Genomic DNA, 16,801 nt, shown 5'->3' on the forward strand with positions numbered 1-16,801 from the left:
AGCCCGGGGAGCGGCTTCGGGTCAACGCCCGTCCGTTTTGGACAAGGCGAGCAGATGCTTGAACACCGCCGACACGTAGCGCCCCGACACCACGTCGGGTAGGGGAAAGCGCGGCAGGTTCGCGCCGCCAAGCCCGCCGGCCAGGGCCAGAAACACTTGGCGCGACAAGGCGAGCAGCCCCGGCTCCAGTGTCTTCTCCCACAGCCCGGACGCGGCTTCGGCCTCGATGCCGTTCGTCAGGCAGGCCAGGGGGCGGCCCGCGAAAATGAGGCATTTGCCTTGCCGTGACAGCGGACACAGCCCGGCCCAGGCCGAGAGGCAGTGGGCGTTGCCCGCGCCGTAGCGGGCGATGAGCTTTTCGATTTCCCGGGAGGCCGCGGCCGCGTCTTCGATGACGGCCAGACGCGTTTCGCTGTCCAGGTCCACGTTGATGCGGTGGCTGACGTGCACCGCCTCGATGAGCGACAGGGACAGCGGCGTGCGGCAGCAGCGGTCGTGGTCGCGCCCGCACCGGGGAAGCCCCTTGGCGGCAATGCGCGCGGCCGCGACCAGCCCGGCGTAATCGTTTAGAAACGGGGCCAGATCGACCAGATGGCCGCTTTCCAGGCGCGGTTCGCGGATGGTGAGCCGGCCGGCCGCCCGGCCGTAGCGCCGGATGGTCCACCACTGGTCGAAGTTGGCGGGCTTGGCGCGAAGGGGCCGCAGCATCCGGGCGGCGAGCTTGTGGCCGAGCCCCCGGCGCAGCAGGTAGGCGTTTAAGACCGTGCCGGTGCGGCCGATGCCGTGGCGGCAGTGGATGAGCACCTTCTTGCCCAGGTAGATGGCCTCGTCGAGCCAGGCCAGCGCCTTTTCCAGGGCGGGCAGGTCCGGGGCCTGCTCGTCGGGCACGGGCATGTAATAGACCTCGAAGCCGGCGGCTGCCTCGAGGTCGTGCAGGTCGCAGAATTCCGCGCACAGGTTGAGGATGGCCCCGATGCCCTGGGCCTTCAGGGAATCGAGCTGCTCGTGGGACATGGGCGCGCCGCCGACGGCCAGGTGGTCCGTGACCCAGGTCAGGGGGTAGGCGTGCTCGTCGGTCCCGTTCATGGCTGGGCGTTCCCGGCTGGCGTCAGCGGTCGGTGCGGGCCAAAAACGCCTCCACCCAGGCGTCGGCCTCGGCCTGTCCGGCCAGACGCATGTCGAGGAGCCGGGTCGCGGCGAGCAGACAGCCGAGCATGGCCAGGCGTTTTTGCGCGATATGCTCGGGCACGCGGGCGAGCGTCGCGTCGAGCAGGTCGCCGGAGGACCGCACGGTGAAGCCGAAATGGGTCAGGATGCGGCGCACGCAGGCCAGGCGCAGGGCCCGGCTGGCGAAATCGGCTCCGCCGCCCTTGAAGCGGAAATTGACGAAGTTTTGCCCCTCCTTGGGGCCGCACAGGGCGTCCACCACGGTGAAGTGGTAGCCGAAGCGCAGCATGACGTGGGCGTAGAGGTCGGAGATGACGGCATAGCTGGCCAGATGGCGGGCCTCGCCGGTAAAAAGGCCGGCGCTCGTGCGGTCGAGCGCCGCATCGTCGGTGATGGGCGGCCCCTCGGGCCAGGGCGCGTTCTCGGCGGCCAGCCCCGACCACAAGGCCCACATGGGCGCGCTTTTGATCTGGTCGGGGCGCAGCTCCTTGTCCGTGGCCGCGGACTCGAACACGCCACCGCCAAGGTCGAGCACGTACATGGTCATGGGCAGGGTGCTTTTGACCTTGCGGGCCGAGGCCAGCCCCCGGCCGTCGTCGCCGACCAGGGAAAACATCTCGGTGACGGCCTTCTCGTGGGCGAAGCGCACGATGTCGTGGAACGACCGGACCTTGGACGGCGTGAAATCCGCCGACGCCGGGTCGGTCAGGGTGAGCCGGGCCAGAAGCGGCACCAGCCGCTCGAGCCGCTCGGCCACGGGAGAGGCGGTTGTCGGACGCGTGGGCGCAAGCCGGTCGAGCAGTTCGGCCACCCGGCCGGGGTAGACCGTTCCGGCGTCGGCGTCGACGGTCACTTCCGCCCCCTGGGGCAGGAGCGCGAAGGCGTCCGGAAGCCCGGTCAGGACGGGCAGGCCGAACTCCCGGGCCACCGAGGCGAAGTGGCCGGCCCGGCTGCCGGAAATGGCGACCACGGCCGCGAGCCTGTCCACGGCCCGGGCCAGGGTGGTCGGCAGGGTGGGGGTGACGAGCACCGTGCCCGGGACGAGGGCCTCGATGTCGAGGATGGTGGGGGCATGGGCCACCACGCCGGCGGCAGCGCCGCCCGAGGCCCGCATGCCGCCGGTGACGAGGGGCCGGGCGGCCACGGCGACGGACGGGGGCGAAGGCGCGTTTCGGGCCTCGTCCTCCACGGCCATGGGCCGGGACTGGAGCACGGCAAACGCGCCGTCGGCGGTCGCCGCCCATTCCACGTCCTGGGGCGCGCCAAAGGCCTTTTCCAAGGCCAGGCCCATGGCGGCGAGCTTGGCGGCGTCGGCGTCGGAAAGAACCTCGGTTTCGCTGGACCGGCGTTCGAGCAAGACATGCGGCGGCTCGTGGGACAGGGCCAGGCGTTCGGGGCTGACGGAGCCCTCGACGAGATCGGCCCCGAGGCCAGGCACGGCATAGACGGCCATGGGCGCGCCAGGATCGGCGCTGTCCCTGGTGTAGAGCACGCCCGAGGACGCGGCCGGCAGCATGGGGAGAAACAGCACGGCCATGGGCGTTTCGGCGTCGGCGAAGCCGGTCAGCGCCCGGTAGGTGATGGCCTTGGCCGTGTACTTGCCGGCGACCACCTTGCGGTAGGCGGCCACGGCGTCGGCGGCGTCGATGCCGAGCAGGCTTTCGTACTGGCCGGCAAAGGAGGCGCGTCCGTCCTCGGCCACGGCCGAACTGCGGGCGGCGAGCGTAACCGTCGTCCCGTCCGGATTTCGGGCCAGGGCCAGGGCGGCCTCGGCCAGGGGACCGGCCACTTCGTCCGGCACCGTGGCCGCCAGGATGAGCCGGCGGATTTCGGCCGCCGCATCGGCCACGTCGCCCGGGCGGGACAGGTCCACCCGGCGCAGGCAGCGGTCGATTTTCGGGCGCAGTTCGCAGGCTTCCAGGAAATAGCGGAACGCGCCGGTGGTGGCCACGAACCCGGGCGGCACGGGCACGCCGGCTTCGGCCGCGGCCCGGGCCAGATTGGCGGCCTTGCCCCCCGCCCTTTGGGCATCGCCGGCCACGTCCGTAAGGGGCACGACAAAGGGCTGGGTCATCTCCCCCGCCGGCACGTCCAAGGCCATCTGGACGTAGAAATCGATCTTCTTGGCGTATTCCGGCAGATCGAGATAGCGGGTGGGGGACAGGCGCGACAGCCGCGTCACCATCTCCTCGACGGCGGCGCGAAGCCGTTTGGTCAGGTGCACCACCCGGGCCCAGTCGGCCACGGTCGTGCCGTAGTGGATGTCCTCCACGGCGGCGATGAGCTCCAGGCAGACGTCGTCGAAGCGCAAGAGTTCCCGGAAGGCATTGTACTTCTCGCGCAGCAGCACGCCCGGGGCAAAGACCTGATAGGTCCAGCGCCTGAAAAGTTCCTTGGAAAACACGTCCCCTCCGGCCCTTAACCCGCGTCCAGGCCGGCCAGGGCCTCTTCGACCTTGCGCTCCAGCTCTTCCTTGTCGATGGGTTTGACGCAGTATTCGCAGGCTCCCAGGCGCACGGACTCCCGGGCGGTCTCCAGGGTGGGATAGCCGGTCAGCATGATGACGCGGGTTTCCGGGGAGAGCTTCTTGATCTCTTCGAGGACTTCCACGCCGCTCAATTTCTTGAGTTTCATGTCGAGGATGGCCAACTGGGGCTTTTTTTTCGCCACATGGGCCAGGGCCTCCTCCTCCTCGGTGAAGACGCCGACGGTATGCCCTTTGCGTTCGAGAATGCGCTTGATGACGACGCCGGCGTCGATGACGTCGTCGAGAACGATGATTGCGGCCATGGGCGTTATCCCTCCATGGGTCCGGCGGGCAGGGCCCCGCCGATGGTTTCCTCATGATCGAGCGGCAGGTCCACGATGAAGACGGCTCCCGGGCCGGGCGCGTCCCCGGTGTCCACGCTGTCGAAAAATCCATGGGGCACGGGGCTTTCCACACTGATGGAACCGCCGTGGTCCTGGATGATGCCGAAGGAGACGGAAAGCCCCAGGCCCGTGCCCTGGCCCACGGGCTTGGTGGTGAAAAAAGGATCGAAAATGCGCGAGCAGTTCTCGGCCGGGATGCCGGGGCCGGTATCGGCGAACCAGGCCGTGACCTTCTGCTCGGCGGCGTAAAGGCGCGAACGCACGAGCAGCGTTCCCCCGCCGCCCATGGCGTCCCTGGCGTTGGCCAGCAGGTTGATCCAGACCTGCTTGAGCTTTTCGGGGTCGCCGTAAATGATCGGCATGCGCTCGTCGAGGTCCGTGACGATGGCCGTGTGCTCGAGGGAAAAGGCGTGGCGCACGAGGGTGATGGCTTCCATGAGCGAGTTGTTGAAGCACATTTCGATCTTGGCGCTTTCGGCCTGTCGGGAAAAACCGAGCAGGTCGGCCACGATTTTGCGGCAGACCTTGGCCTGTTTCTCGATGGTTTGCAAATCGGCATGGATCTGGCTGCCGGTCGGCACGTCGTCCTGGAGGAGTTGGGCGTAGCCGAGAATGACGCCAAGCGGGGTGTTGATCTCGTGGGCCACACCGCCGGCCAGCTTGCCCAGCGACTCCATCTTCTGGGACTGGATAAGCTGTTCCTGGAACTGCTTCAGCTGGGTGACGTCGCGGGCGGTGCGCAGGATGCCGATGGCCTTGCCCCGGCTGTCGGTGATGGGCACGCGCACCACGTGCAGCCAGACCGTGGCCCCGTCGCGGCGAAGCGACACTTCCCGGTCGCTCGGGCGCGAGCGTGTCAGCACCAGGGCGTTTTCATCGTGCATGGCCGTACCTTCGTCGGCCGGGAAGATGTCGCGGTCCGTGGTCCCGACGATGTCCTGGGGATCGAGGGCGACAAAGGCGGCAAAGGCGCGGTTGACGGCCAGATAGGCCAGGTTTTCGTCGAGCAGGCAGACCAGGTCCGGGGTGGCGTCGAGGATGGTGCGCAGCAGTCGCTCCTGGCGCTTGAGCACCCGCTCGGTGCGGCGCAGCTCATCGAGGTGGGTCTTCAAGGAAACGGCCATGACGTCGAAGGTCTCGGCCAGATCCTGGATCTCGTCGCCCTTCTGGGCGGCGTAGACCGGGCAGCCCCGGCACGATTCCGGCCCCTCGCCGCGCTGGTCGGGCGAGGCGGTCAGCCAGCAGCGGCGGTCGCGGTCGCCGTAGGCCGGACAGGCGGTCTTGTCGCAGGCGAGCATGGACGAGCAGGAGAAAAGGGCACGCGGCCCGGCCCGCTGGTCCAGGTTGCCCTTGACCACTTCCTCGGCATGGGACTTGAGGCGGTTGATGCGCTCGGTCACGCGCCGGGCGAAAAGCGTCGAGGGGGCCAGGGCCGCGATCATGGCCGTGGCCGAGTAGAAAACGATCATGAGCGCCAGCCTGTCGGCCCCGGCCTCGGCCTTGGTGCGCGAAAGCCCGATGCGGGTGGTGCCGAACGGCGTGCCGACAATGACCACCGGGGCGGCGAAGTCGTCGATGTATTCCCGGCCGTCGTCGAGGAGCTGGATATGGGGCGCGCCTTTTTGGGGTGCGTTGACCGTGCGCAGTTCCACCGGAAAGCCGCCCTTGAAGGTGTGGACCAGCACGTTGCCGTCGCGGTCGAGGATGAAGGCGTAGACGATGTCGTCGACCTTTTTGAGCTCGTCGACCATGTTCTTGAGCCGCAAAAGGTCCATGGACAGCATGGCGTCGGAGACCCGCATGGCCAGGTTCTCGGAGAGCACCATGCCGCGTTTTCTGGTCTCGGCCCTCAGCGATTCCGCCGCCGCCCGCCAGGTCAGGTAGGCCAGCGGAATGGTGATGAGCCCGACGATGAGCACGATGCCGCAGTTGATCTTGGTGCGGAAACTCAGGCGCGAGAGCTTGGGCCAGGCGATCATGTGTTGTCCTCGAGGGCGTCGAGGCCCAGCTTCTCGGCCAGCTGGCGCACGGAGCCGTAGTCGGCGTCCGTGGCCGGGATGATGCCGCGCATGCCGGCGGTGGTGAGGATCACGGCGTCGTCGGGGCGGGACATGGACAGGTGGAACATGGCCTTGGCGATGCGGTCCACGATCTGCGGCGCAAGGCCGGCCCGGGCGGCGTAGACCCAGCCGGGATAGGCCTTGCTCTCGGCCAGGACGCGGATCTGTCCGATGTCGATCTTGCCGCGCAGGATTTCGAGGGTGCCGTCGCGGATGGAGCCGATGTCGTAGGTGCCGGCATAGACGGCCAGCACCACCTTCTCCTGTTTGCCGCCCGGGCCCGGGGCGAAGCTTATCTCGGCGAAGTCCCGGCGTCGTATGCCGTTTTCCAGAAATTCGCCCAGGGCGTAGAGGTAGCCGCCGGCCGAGGACGGGTCCACGGCCATCCAGCGCTTTCCCCGGCAGTCCTCCAGGGTCTTTAAGGCCCCGTTGTCGCGGCGGCAGATGATCTGGCTCTTGAAATCCGGCTTGCCCGAGGGCTCGATGATGCGGGCAAAGGCCCGGGCCCCGGAGCGGGCCATGCGGATGTAGGCAAAGGGATTGGAAAAGGAAATGTCGATTTCGCCGCGCTCCACCATGCGCACGTGTTCCTCGAAGGTGTCGGGGAAGATCTGGCGCAGGTTCAGGCCCGTGGCCCGGCCGAGGTATTCGAGCAGCAGCCGGTGGCGTTCGTAGGACACGGTGTGGGCGTACTGGGGCAGGTAGGCGTAGGTGATGGCCTTGGGCGGCAGGCGCAAGGTGGGTTCCTCGCGTTTGGACAGGTCCACGCGCACGGCGTCATCGTCGTTGCCGCAGCCCCAAAGCAGGGCGGCGGGCAAGGTGAAAAGGGCGAAAAGCGCCTCACGTCGCCGCATGGTACGACCTCCCGGATGTTCTCCAGGATACGTGACTTTTCGTCGGCTGGAAAGGGCGGGGCGGTATTTCGTTCGTTGGGGGGCTAGGGGTGATCCGAACCCGAATCGGCTGGGTCGCGGGGGTTGCCAAGCTCGGTCCAGGGACGCAGGCGCGCGCGCTTGGCGGCCATTTCGCGGCGCAGGCGCTCCACGCGGCCGAAAAGGGGCAAATAGCGCCAGAAAGACCACATGCCCAGGCGGAAAACGAGGTAGAGCCCGAGGAGGACGGCGTTGTAGCGCACGGTGAAGCCGGGGAAAAGCGGGATATCCACGCCCGTAAACCGTATGGACATCCAGGCCAGAAGGAAGGGCAGCGGCCAGATGGATACGGAAAAAAGGGCGGCGCCGGCGAAAAAGGATTTCCCGAAGGCCTCGTTGGCTTCCTTGTTGGCGGCTTTGTAGGCGACCTTGTTCTGGGCCTCGATGGCCGCCACGGACAGGTTGTGCATACGCACCATCTCGCCTTCTTCCTTGGCGTAATGGTTGCGGTTGAAAAGCCAGACAAGGTCGTAGGTCATGCGGCCCACGAGCAGGCAGAGCAGGGCCAGGACGGCGGTGCCCAGGTAGAAGGCAGCCGTGGCATTGGGCAGGAGCCGGTAGGGGGCGATGAGTATGGCGTCGAGGATGTTGAACACTAGAGGTAAGGTTTTGCCTTTAATTACTTGGTTGGTTGGCTGGTCGGCCTGGGGCTGGGGCGGCCACGGGCGGCGCATATTTGAAGAATACGCCTTCGTGCCCGCCCCAGCCCCAGGCCGACCCTGGTCACGCGAACCATCGTCGGGGGTAATCTCCCATGATCCGCCGCTTGATTCCAGCCCATGCCTGCAAAAAACACAAGGCATTCCCGCTGGCTTTCAGGCGTTTTCCCGGAGACCGATTTTATTGAGGATATCTTTTTGAAAGTTTTTGGGGGAGGGGGGCCGGGGGAGGAGACCTTTTTTCAAAAAGGTCCCTCCCCCGGCAGCTCTCTATCAATTCTCAACGACTAGATGCTGATGCCGAAGAAGCCACGCAGGACGTAGCGGCTGCCGACGTAGAGGGCGAGGACGATGAAAAGGCGCTTGAGCCAGATGTCGGGGATGTACTTGGAGGTGCGGGGACCGATGACGGAGCCGAGCACGATGCCGAGCAGTTCGATGCCGATCAGGTGCCAGTGAATGGCCACGCCGCCGGACATGAAGGTGGTGATGGAGGTGATCATGCCGACCAGCACGGCCAGGGCAGAGGTGCCGGCGGCCAGGTACATGGGCAGCTGGGCCACGTTGGTCAGGAAGGGCACGAGCAGGAAGCCGCCGCCAACGCCGAGGAAGGCGGCCACGGCGGCGATGACGATGCCGCCGACGAAGGGGATCAGCGGGTTGAAGGAGAATTCCACGCCGTAGAAGGTGAAGGACACGCGGGTGAGGGCGATGCCGGTGACATGGACGCCGAGGGCCTTGGTGTCGATCTGCTCACCGCTCTTCTGGCGTTTGACGGTTTCCTCGAAGGCTTTGGCGGCTTCCTTGGCCTTTTTCTTGCTGGCCTGGGCGGCGGCGGTGGTGCCCCAGAAGAGGTAGACGCCGAGCAGCAGGACGAACAGGCCGAAGTAGCCCTGGTAGGCGGAGAAGGACACCTTGCCCTGGGACAGGGTGACCGACAGCCAGCTGCCGGCGATGGAGCCGGCGCCGAGGGAGATGGCCAGGGGCAGCACGAGGCGGCCCATCTTCCAGTAGTTGAAGGAGGAGATCAGCGCCGACAGGCCGACCAGGCACTGGTTGGACACGCGGATGGAGTCGGTGATGAACTTGTTGAGCGAGGGCGCGGTGTTTTTAAACGACTTGGCGTAGTTGCCGAGGCCGTACACCGTGATGTGGCCGACGCCGGCCATAACGCCGCCGAACGCGCCGACGGTGGAGAAGATCCAGCCGACCCACACGGCCCAGCAGAAGGCCACGATGAGGTTGACCTGGGGGGCGCCGGGGATGCCGAGGAAGCCCTTGGGCGCGGCCGGATCGATATGTCCGGGGCCGGTGCCGGTGGGGGCTGAGGCGATGGCGTCGGCCAGCTTGTCGGCCAGGGCCGGGTGGGCCCACATGGTCAGGACCGCCAGGGCGACGAGCCCCAGGGGCAGGGTCATTTTCCAGTTTTTCACGATGCATTCTCCTTGCCTTGGCGGCATCAGTAGAACCGTTGCGCAATGGGCGCGCGACCCGGTCGTGACCGTGGCCGCTCCTTGAGCCGGAAGCGGGGCGACACTATGCCTACCGCCGCAATTTACAACCTTGTCTTGTGCAATCGTTGTTTCATACGGGAAGCTTCGTGGCATTAGCCTGCTTCATGATCCCGTAAAAACCGTCTTGCAGCAGTTTTTTCAAGGCCGTTCGGCCGTCCGTGACGGGCCGTAAAAGATTTTGTTGCAGTTTAGAGCAGTATCGCCCTTTCCTGTCAAGACGACATTGCAATCGTTCCGTTTTTCGCAATGAAACGGACGGGAGGGCGGAAAATGGGGGGAAAATCGCGCCTTGATTTGTGATCTATTTCACAAATAGACTCCCCAAAAAAGGCGCTCCCCGACCCCTGCCTCGGCGGGATCGGGAAACGCCTTTCTTCAGGTCCTTCCCGCAAGCTCCCGCCCTGGCGGCGGGAAAGGGAAGAACGCCCGGTTGCCCGGGCAAGCGGCTACAACGCCAGCCTATTTATAGTGCTCGAACTGCTCGCCGTTTTTATCCGTTTCATCCTCTATGGCGATGAAGGCTCCGTGTCGCGCCGGGGCGGGGCGGCCGGAGAGCCGCGCGCGCGTCGGCGCTTTTGGCATGGGAGTCCGCGTGGGCATCATGGGGGCCTGTTGGGGCTGATGGGAGGCCTCCGACACCGGCAGCTGGAAAAAGGAACTGGTCTGTTGCAACTGCGAAGCCTGGGCGGAGAGCTCTTCGGACGTCGAGGCGATCTCCTCGGCCGCGGCGGCATTTTGCTGGATCACGTGGTCCAGCTGCTGCAAGGCCTGGTTGACCTGGCTCGCGCCCTGGTTCTGTTCCTGGCTGGCCGCGTTTATTTCCTGGACAAGGTCGGCCGTGCGCTGGATGTCGGGAACCAGTTGTTCCAGCAGCTTTCCGGCTTTTTCGGCAATATCCGTGGAGGTGGCGGCAAGGCCCGTGATTTCCGAGGCGGCTGCCTGGCTGCGCTCGGCCAGTTTGCGCACCTCCGAGGCGACCACGGCGAATCCCCGGCCGTGCTCGCCGGCCCGGGCGGCTTCCACGGCGGCGTTTAGGGCCAGCAGGTCCGTTTGCCGGGCGATTTCCTCGATGATGGAAATCTTGCCGGTGATGGCCTTCATGGCGGTGACGGTCTGGGACACGGCCTCGCCCGAGGATTGGGCATCCTTGGCGGCCTTGGCGGCGATGGATTCGGTTTGCTTGGCGTTGTCCGCGGTCTGGCCGATGCTCGCGGCCATCTCCTCCATGGCGGAAGAGGATTCCTCGATGGCGGCGGCCTGTTCGGTGGAGCCCTGGGACAGGGACGCGGCCGAGGCGCTTAACTGTTCGCTGCCCGAAGCCACGTACACGGAGCCGTCCTGGACGTCGCGGATGATGGAGCCGACCTTGGCGACCATCTTGCCGAGGGATTCCATCAACTTGTCGGCGGCGTCGCGCTGCTTCACGTCAAAGGTCAGATCGCCCTGGCCAAGGCGGGCCATTATCGCGGCGATATCCTTCTCCGCCGTGACGAGGTGTTCGATGGCGATCAGCAGGCTGTCTTTTTCCGAGCGCCGGACCACCGCCACGTCCAGGTCGCCGATGGCCAGCTTCTGGGTCAGCTCGGTGACGTTTTTTTCGGCCTGGACCAGCACGGCCAGGGAATGCATCAGCTCGTCGCCCTGGGATCGTTTCTCCACCTGCACGTCGAGGTCGCCCTGGGCCAGCTTGGAGACCGCCCGGGACACCTGGGCCGTGGAGGCGACCATGTCGCGCATGGCTTGGTAGACGCTCTCCGGATAGGGGCTGTCATGGAAGGTCAGGGACAGGTCCCCCACCGCCACCTGTCTGGCGATGGCCGCGATCTCGTCGGGTTCGCCGCCGAGCTTGCGCAGAATGCCGCGCACGATGAAGTACCCGGTCAGCAGGGCGAACAGGGCCATGGCCCCGGTCAGGATGGCGATGATCAGGACGGATTTTTCGTACAGCGCGGCGGATTCCTTGTTCTTCGCTTCGGAATAGCCCAGCTGGATTTCCGTGAGCTTGTTGATGAATTCGCGCATGTATTCGAATTTGTCATTGGCCTCGCCCTTGGAGAGGGCGATGGCTTCGGCGGTCGACGCGTCCGTATTGCGCAGGCGCTCCTTGACCACCTTGGCCGAGACCCCTTCCCACTGGCGCATGGCCGCATCGAACTGGCCGGCAAGCTGCTTTTCCTCGGGCGTCGTGGCCAGGGCCTTGAACGATTTGAAGCGGTCCTTAGCCTGCTTGAGGTTCAGGTCGTAGGTTTCCTGAAGCTTCTTGAAGGATTCGGAATCGACATCCGTAAACAGCATTGTCCGTTCGGCAACCAGCAACTGGTGCAGATCGCGGTCGGCCTCGATAAGCAGATCCACGCTGGGCAGGAATCGGGAGAACAGCAAGTCCAGGTTGCCGCTGATGGTCTTGGCGGCATGGTAGCCGGTATAACCGACCACTGCGATGGCGACGAGAAGAATGGCGTAGCTTAAGGCAAGCTTGAAACTCAATTTTCCGAACAGATTTCTGCTTTGGCTCATGGGTTCTCCTCACTTGCATCATGGGGATGAATGCGCTGCCGTCCCTTCTCATCTGTCGGGAGGGAACGGGTACTCCAGGCCACCGTCTTCCGAAGCGGAGTCGTACAAGGTTGCTTCCACGCAATAGACACGAATCATACAATTTGCTTGGTGCTTATTGTATGGCAGATGCAGGAAGATGGGAAGAAATAAAACCAATCAACTGTTTTCTCGGGGAAAAGCCGTGGTGCAACCGGGCGTTCGAGGCGGCTTGCGGTTTTTGCCGTCGCGATTGCGGTAAACCCGGGGCGGTCCTGGGGGCATGCCCCATGACCGGACAGGAACCCGGCGGTTTTCCTTTGACCGTGCGTGGGCCACGGGATATACCCCGTTTGCCCCGGCCCCGGACCGCGGGTAGCCACTCCCGTGGAGGCCCCTGCCGATGCTCCCGTTTTTCGGATCCAAAAGCGAAAAGGATATTGGCGACCGGTTGCTTGGCAAGCCGCGTCGCTTCCGTCTGCCCCGCCATGGCGCGGCCGTGACCGTCTACGGCCGGCTGGTCGCGTTTTTCCGTCGTGAACATGAGCCCGATGGGCTCATGCCGCCGGCGCCCGGCCGGGTGGAACTCATCGCCCTTTTCGTCACCCGCGCCGGCCGCTACCTCGTCTACTACGTCGTGGCCTACCCCGAGTCCGAAGATATCGCCGGCCGCCACGAATACATTCATGTTCTGGAAAACCTGACTTCCGTGCGGACCTTCCTGGCCGCCATGCACTATCCCAATCGGTCCGATTTCGCCGACAGGCTGGTGGAGCAGGCCCTGGCCACCCTGGAAGGCGGTCAGGCCAAGGGGAAAAAGGTCGTCCAGGCCGACACCGGCATCGAGACCCTGGCTCCCGCTCCCACCCCGGCTCCCGCGCCGGACGAGACGACCGCTGTCGCCGATGCCCCCGCCGCGCTTGTCGCGGGAGGAGGGGCAAAGGACGCCTCCGGCGGCCAGGGGAAAACTTTTTGAAAAAAGTTTTCCCCTGGACCCCTTTCAAAAACTTGTAACGGTTATGTCAGGAGAAACCCTCTTTCGCTTTTCGGGGAGAGAGGGAGGCGTTTCCGTTATGGGAGAGGGGGCTCCATTGCTCCCTGTAAATGATCGTCAGCCGGCAGATCGAGACAGCCTGATCCCAATTTTCCGGTATCGAGCAACGTTTTGAGGGGCGGGATAGTGCCGTTCTGAGAGACGGCATGCGGGCGGATCAAGATTTCCGGGGACGACAGCGTTTCCAAGTAAGAAGCGCGTGTCCAGGTCCGTCGGGGTGGGCGGAGCGGACGCGAAGGCGTATTCTTCAAATATGCGCCGCGCGCGGCCGCACCGCCCACCCCGACGGGCAGGCAGGCAGCCAACCCGCCGGACAGACAGTCGATACCTTTCCATTCCATGAAAGCAGTGACGGGCGAACGCCCGCACACCCGGGATACGGCGAACGCCGTTCTTGCAAAGGGCGTGCGGGGAAAACGCTTGTGAAAAGCGCTCCCCCCGCAGGCATGCTTTTCCCTACGACTGCCGCAGCAGGATGCGTTTGCCGTAGGCCTCGCGTTCGTCCGGCGCGGGCTTTTCCGGTCGCACGAAGCGCAGGGCGTGGGCGGTGCAGCCGGTGACGCAGGCCGGATCCAGCCCCGCGTCGATGCGGTCGCGGCAGTAGTCGCACTTGACCACCTTGCCCGTGGCCTCGTTCCACTGGGGAATGCGCCAGGGGCAGGCCTGGATGCAGGCCTTGCAGCCCACGCACAAGTCCTCCCGCACGTAGACCACGCCGTCCTCCTCGCGCCGGGTCATGGCCCCGGTGGGGCAGGCCGGCACACACCATGGCTTCTCGCAATGGTAGCAGGACATATAGAGGTTCAAAAGGCGCGGCTTGCCCTTGGCCATGTCCGGGCCGACGGACACCAGCTTGCCCGGCTTGGCCGAAGCCGGCACGCCGTTTTTGACCTGGCAGTGCACTTCGCAGGCGTGGCAGGCGATGCAGCGCTTCTTGTCGAGTTGGATCATGTACTTGCTCATGCGGGCTCCTTGACGGCGGCGGGCTCGGGCAACGTTTCGAGGGATTGCCTTCGCAGGCGGGTCAGCAGGTCGAGGCGGAAGTCCTCGCGCCGCGTGCCGATGAAATAGGCGTGGCGGGAAAAGCGCAGCGACGCGACGGGGCAGGTCCTCACGCACTGGCCGCACAGGCTGCACAGGGAATAGTCGTAGGTGAAAATGCCCGGGAACTTGCAGCCCTTTTGCGGGGCCGGGGCCATCATCTCGACGCGGGGGATGAGCTCCCCGACCATCTCCTCGGCCTCGCGTCCCTTGGGGCCGGCGCCGCCCACGGGGCAGGCGACCGACAGGCAGTTCGACGGACAGGCCCGCACGCAGGCCCCGCAGGCCACGCAGCGCGGGCTTCCCGGATCGTCGTCCTTGCCCACAAGCTCCACGTGCCCCCGGTAGCTGTCGAGGTTCGTCACCTCGCCCATGGGGTACAGCACGGTGATGTTCGGCTTGGCCAGGGCCTTGCCGGTGATGCGAAGCCCCACAAACAGACTCTTGAGTCCCGTGGCCGCTTCGGCCAGGAGTTCGGTCAGGGTCACGCCCAACCTCCCGTGGCGTTCATCGCTCACGTCGAAAATAGTATTTTTCCCAGTATAAACGGTTTTTTCCGCCTCATGTCAACGATTGGGACACAAGTTCCCACCTTCACAAACATTGCCTGCGACAGGCGTGATTCAGTATAGTACACGTTCCCCATTTCACAACGCTTTTTTCTTGCCACGGGTCACGAATTTCAGGTAATGCGTGAAAGAATCAAACATTTCCGGCAAACGCAACGCCGCCTGGATTGGAGCGAATCATGGAACAAAAACAAGTCTACAGCGTCTGCGGCATGTGCACGGTGCGCTGCCCGATGATGGCAACGGTTGCGGACAACACCGTGGTGCAGCTGCAAGGCAATCCCCATGCCGCCGGCATCAAGGGGGCGCTTTGCGCTCGCGGGGCGGCCGGGGCGGCGCTTATCGCCGACGACGAACGTCCCCAGTTTCCCATGATCCGGGCCGGCGAACGCGGCGAGGGCAAATGGCGCAAGGTGTCCTGGGACGAGGCGTTGGCCTACGTGGCCGGGAAGCTTTCCGGCATCAAGGACGCCCACGGCGGCCGCTCCATCCTGCTGTCCGATCGCGGCGGACCGTTTCGCGACATGCACCGGGCTTTTTTGAAGGCGCTCGGCTCCCCCAACTACTGCAACCACGACGCGGCCTGCGCCAGGAACGTGCAGCACGCGGCCCTGTCCCTTTTCGGCTTCGGCCGCAAGGACGTGGCCTACGACTACAAGAGCAGCAAGCATGTGGTGCTCCAGACCCGCAACATCTTCGAGGCCATAAACGTCAAGGAGGTCAACGACCTGCTCGACGCCAAGGAGGCCGGGGCCAAGATCACCTGCATCGACGTGCGCAGCACGGTCACGGCGGCCAAGGCCGACAACTTCTTCATGGTCCGGCCGGGCACGGACTATGTCTTCAATCTGGCCGTCATCCATGTGCTTTTGGCCAAGGGGCTTTACGACCGGGAGTTCGCTTCGGCCTGGATCAAGGAGCACGACCTGGAGGCGCTGAGGGCCTTTGTCGAGCCCTACGGCCCCGAATTCGCGGCCGCCGAAACGGGCATCCCGGCCAGGCGCATCGAGGCCCTGGCCGCCCAGCTCGCCGCCGCCGCCCCGGCCGTCATCTGGCACCCCGGCTGGATGACCGCCCGCTACGGCGACTCCTTCAACGTCTGCCGCTCGGCCTACATCATCAACGTCCTGCTCGGGGCCATCGGGGCCAAGGGCGGGCTGCCGCTCACCAACAAGCCGGCCCACGTGGGCAAGAAGGGCCTCAAGACCCTGGTGGGGCTTTTCCAAAAGCCCGAGGACAAGCGCGTGGACGGCGTGGGCTGGATGGAGGGCCGCACCCATTTCGACACCGGCCCGGGACTGGTCAACCTGGCCTACGAGGCCATCGAGACGGGCGAGCCCTATCCGATCAAGGCCTACATCGCCCATCGCCACGATCCGCTCATGGCCTTTCCGGATTCGGCCGACGTCAAGCGGCGCTGGAAGAACCTGGAGCTGCTCGTCGCCGTGACCTTTTCCTGGTCGGACACGGCCTGGTTTTCCGACGTGGTCCTGCCCATGTCGCCGTACCTGGAGCGCGAGTCCATGATCGCGACCAAAAGCGGCGTGTCGCCGTCGTTGTTCGTGCGCCGCCGGGCCCTCGAGCCCCGGTTCGACACCCGGGCCGACTGGGAGATCTACCGCGATCTGGCCCGGGTCATGGGCATAAAGGAGCTGGATTTCGCCTCCATCGAGGACATCTGGGCCTTCCAGCTGGCCGACACCGGCTACGCCATCGACGATTTCGAGGCCACGGGCATGGTCAAGCTCGGCGGGCCGCTCTACCGCCCGGTGGACGAGAAGACCTTCAAGACGGGTTCGGGCAAGATCGAGTTTATTAATCCCAAGCTCGAGGCCGACGGGCTCACGTCCCTGGCCCCCTACGTCTCGCCGGCCAGCCCGCCGGAAGGGCGTTACCGGGTCAGCTTCGGCCGGGTGGGGCTGCACACCCAGGGCCATACCGTCAACAACCCGCTGCTTTTCGCCCAGATGCCGGAGAACGTGCTGTGGATAAACAGCGACGAGGCGCAAAAGCGCGGCATCGCCGACGGGGCCGTGGTCGAGGTGCGAAACGGTTCGTACGCCGGGCGGCTTAAGGCCAAGGTGACGGAGGGCATCCATCCCGAAACCGTCTTCATGGTGCATGGCTTCGGCCATACCCTGCCCGTGGAGAGCCGGGCCAGGGGCCGGGGCGTGGCCGACAACGAGCTTATGCCCCTGGGCATCGCCAACTGGGACAAGGGCGGCGGCGGCGTGTCCATGCAGGAGCACTTCGTCTCTGTGACACCCGTTTGAAATTGTAAAAGGTTTGGCACGGCGAGGGGTTGTGGCTCTTGCCCTCCGCCGTGCCGGGACGAGGGCAGTCACGAAAATTCAAAAAACCCGTTGACCGGATATCGTTGTGTTGGTACAAATTAAACA

12 protein-coding genes are annotated in these 16,801 nt (G+C 65.2%); 2 read left to right on the forward strand and 10 right to left on the reverse strand.

Annotated features, from left to right (window positions below; all coding sequences use genetic code 11):
- Positions 1 to 21: 21 nt before the first annotated feature.
- The 8 genes from K9F62_08380 to K9F62_08415 all read right to left on the reverse strand — a co-directional run bounded on the left by K9F62_08380 (position 22) and on the right by K9F62_08415 (position 11,225).
- Positions 22 to 1,086, reverse strand: coding sequence for a dual specificity protein phosphatase family protein (locus K9F62_08380; protein UJX42674.1), 1,065 nt, complete (start codon positions 1,084 to 1,086; stop codon positions 22 to 24).
- A gap of 22 nt (positions 1,087 to 1,108) precedes the next feature.
- Positions 1,109 to 3,571: a pyruvate, phosphate dikinase gene (locus K9F62_08385; protein UJX42675.1), complete on the reverse strand. Its 2,463-nt coding sequence runs from the start codon at positions 3,569 to 3,571 to the stop codon at positions 1,109 to 1,111.
- A gap of 14 nt (positions 3,572 to 3,585) precedes the next feature.
- Positions 3,586 to 3,957 carry a response regulator gene (locus K9F62_08390; GenBank protein UJX42676.1) on the reverse strand — a complete coding sequence of 124 codons (372 nt, stop codon included), beginning with the start codon at positions 3,955 to 3,957 and terminating at the stop codon, positions 3,586 to 3,588.
- Positions 3,958 to 3,962: 5 nt separating this feature from the next.
- Positions 3,963 to 6,017: a PAS domain-containing protein gene (locus tag K9F62_08395; protein ID UJX42677.1), complete on the reverse strand. Its 2,055-nt coding sequence runs from the start codon at positions 6,015 to 6,017 to the stop codon at positions 3,963 to 3,965.
- Positions 6,014 to 6,952: a phosphate/phosphite/phosphonate ABC transporter substrate-binding protein gene (locus K9F62_08400; GenBank protein ID UJX42678.1), complete on the reverse strand. Its 939-nt coding sequence runs from the start codon at positions 6,950 to 6,952 to the stop codon at positions 6,014 to 6,016. The genes K9F62_08395 and K9F62_08400 overlap by 4 nt, the downstream gene beginning before the upstream one ends.
- An 83-nt stretch (positions 6,953 to 7,035) precedes the next feature.
- Complete coding sequence (locus tag K9F62_08405; GenBank protein ID UJX42679.1) at positions 7,036 to 7,626, reverse strand: hypothetical protein; 591 nt, start codon at positions 7,624 to 7,626, stop codon at positions 7,036 to 7,038.
- A 350-nt stretch (positions 7,627 to 7,976) separates the two neighbouring features.
- Positions 7,977 to 9,122: a sulfite exporter TauE/SafE family protein gene (locus K9F62_08410; protein ID UJX42680.1), complete on the reverse strand. Its 1,146-nt coding sequence runs from the start codon at positions 9,120 to 9,122 to the stop codon at positions 7,977 to 7,979.
- A 540-nt stretch (positions 9,123 to 9,662) separates the two neighbouring features.
- Entirely contained in the window at positions 9,663 to 11,225 is a 1,563-nt protein-coding gene (locus K9F62_08415) for a methyl-accepting chemotaxis protein (GenBank protein UJX43171.1), read from the reverse strand.
- A gap of 916 nt (positions 11,226 to 12,141) precedes the next feature.
- Here K9F62_08415 and K9F62_08420 point away from each other — a divergent pair.
- Positions 12,142 to 12,714, forward strand: coding sequence for a hypothetical protein (locus K9F62_08420; GenBank protein ID UJX42681.1), 573 nt, complete (start codon positions 12,142 to 12,144; stop codon positions 12,712 to 12,714).
- Between the two features lie 534 nt (positions 12,715 to 13,248).
- Here K9F62_08420 and K9F62_08425 read toward each other — a convergent pair.
- Complete coding sequence (locus K9F62_08425) at positions 13,249 to 13,755, reverse strand: 4Fe-4S dicluster domain-containing protein (GenBank protein ID UJX42682.1); 507 nt, start codon at positions 13,753 to 13,755, stop codon at positions 13,249 to 13,251.
- A complete protein-coding gene (locus tag K9F62_08430; GenBank protein ID UJX42683.1) occupies positions 13,752 to 14,321 on the reverse strand; it encodes a 4Fe-4S binding protein in 570 nt (189 codons plus the stop codon). The genes K9F62_08425 and K9F62_08430 overlap by 4 nt, the downstream gene beginning before the upstream one ends.
- Before the next feature lie 260 nt (positions 14,322 to 14,581).
- Between K9F62_08430 and K9F62_08435 the strand changes: the two genes are divergently transcribed.
- Complete coding sequence (locus K9F62_08435) at positions 14,582 to 16,675, forward strand: molybdopterin-dependent oxidoreductase (GenBank protein ID UJX42684.1); 2,094 nt, start codon at positions 14,582 to 14,584, stop codon at positions 16,673 to 16,675.
- The last annotated feature ends 126 nt before the right edge of the window (positions 16,676 to 16,801 follow it).

This window comes from Desulfovibrio sp. JY (assembly GCA_021730285.1).
Taxonomy (GTDB): domain Bacteria; phylum Desulfobacterota; class Desulfovibrionia; order Desulfovibrionales; family Desulfovibrionaceae; genus Solidesulfovibrio.